This is a genomic window from Bacillus sp. JST-5, assembly GCF_057747715.1.
Map to the genome: position 1 here is coordinate 1 of NZ_JBYLHW010000137.1, position 1,720 is coordinate 1,720.

Below are 1,720 nucleotides of genomic sequence, written 5' to 3' on the forward strand. Positions count from 1 at the left end.
TATTTTTTTATCACTTTTTGTAAATCCATCTCTGCCCTTGAGATGATAAGCATGACCACCACATTTAGTATAGAGCCATTATTATATGGATTACTATAACAATTATCGATATCAATGGAATTTAAAAAAGATGACCCCTATTCAATTTAGGAATCATCTTCTAGCTGCTTAGTCTCTTTTTTTATTGTGTCCTTGACATGGGTGCCAGTTTATATCTCCTTCTTCTTTGTTTTATCGTTCGTTCCCTAATAATTTTTCTAACACTTTTTGAACTTTATAGCCATCCTCAAATGTTACTAAATATGCATCTTCTCCATTTATTTTTTTCACAAACTCATGAACGAGTTCCAATTGGTGATTATTGCGCTCAATATTTAATGGCTTCGGATCTTCATCCAAACTTCCAGCTTCTAATTGAGCCCAGTTTTTCAAAGCAACTGTTCCTTTATCTCCCCATATTTTAAACGTTATACTTTCTTTTTCGCCGATGCCGCTTAAACCGTTAATCAAAACCGGGATACCGTTTTCCAACGTCATTTGTGCAATAAACCCTTTTTCACATAATTCTTCATTATCAGGATAATTGACAAAGGAATGAACTTCTTTTGTTTCTCCAAATAGCCGATGGATAAGTTGTATGTAATGTGGTGTTATTTCACGAATAAATCCCCCTTGCTCACGACCGGCAATCCAGTTGTTTTGCTGCCACGGTCTTGGCCATTGCGGAAAATACATTTGAAGCTCGATTCTTTGTACATGTCCAATCTTTCCATTTTTTACTCTGTTCTCTAGTTCAATAAATGGATCACTATATGGCACAGGGAAATTCATCCCATTAATTACTCCCATTTCGTTTGCTACTTCCATCATCTCTTTAGCTTCTTCTAATGAATTGGCTAAAGGTTTTTCACATAAAATATGTTTACCTTTTTTCATAATATCAATAGCAATGGAATGATGGAATTTAGGTGGAACACCAGCATAATAAAGGTCGATTGAATCGTCTTCTAATAAACTTTTATAATCTGTATATAATTTTAACGGCTGTTCTGTTTTGCTCTGCAACTCCTTCAATCTACTTTCATTCGGGTCACATAGTGCTACTAAATCGACATTCGGATGTTCGAGAAACTTCCAAAATAATCTTTCTCCAACAACCCCAGCACCAATGATTGCTGTTCTTACATTTTTCATTGCAGTCCCTCTTTTCTATGTATAATCTACATATTATTTTACATTTTAAAGTACTTTTTGAAAAATCTTTCGAATTCTCATAATATATAAACCATTCTTGACGACTATCTTTTACTAGATTATGATTTAAATATCATAATTGAATATAGAGAAATAGGTTGGCGTACATGTTTGTCATGTCGTCATTAAAAGGGAAGTTCGGTGAAAATCCGACGCGGTCCCGCCACTGTAAATGGGAGTTCTCTAAAGTCATGCCACTGTTCATAATGAATGGGAAGGTATTAGAGAATGATGACCATGAGCCAGGAGACCTGCCTATTTTTCACGCCATAACCCTACGTGGATATAGGGGGTGTGTGAAACTTGAAAGCATTCTTTATATAAGAATGTCGATCTGTTATGCACATCTCCTCCATGAGATGTTTTTTTTATGGCAAAAAATCATCTAAAGTCCTGCGGTAATATGTCAAGCACCAAAATCAAAGGAATTGGAAATTCTAAACCGCAAAAGTTCTAAAAAAGGCAA

General features: G+C 35.1%; 1 protein-coding gene, 1 pseudogene and 1 riboswitch. Of the genes and pseudogenes, one reads left to right on the forward strand and one right to left on the reverse strand.

Features of this window, described 5'->3' with window-relative positions:
- Positions 1-82: 82 nt before the first annotated feature.
- Positions 83-172, forward strand: a pseudogene (locus AC3ASS_RS14130) (IS3 family transposase); the annotation flags it as partial.
- 59 nt (positions 173-231) lie between these two features.
- Here the strand turns inward: AC3ASS_RS14130 and AC3ASS_RS14135 are convergent.
- The gene (locus AC3ASS_RS14135) at positions 232-1,194 is read right to left on the reverse strand and encodes a Gfo/Idh/MocA family protein (RefSeq protein WP_488284145.1); all 963 of its coding nucleotides are present in this window, start codon (positions 1,192-1,194) and stop codon (positions 232-234) included.
- A gap of 138 nt (positions 1,195-1,332) precedes the next feature.
- Positions 1,333-1,527, forward strand: a riboswitch (cobalamin riboswitch).
- Positions 1,528-1,720: the final 193 nt, after the last annotated feature.

Excerpts from the sequence above, each read along its gene's own strand:
- AC3ASS_RS14135 (WP_488284145.1), bottom strand. The coding sequence starts at position 1,194 with ATGAAAAATGTAAGAACAGCAATCATTGGTGCTGGGGTTGTTGGAGAA.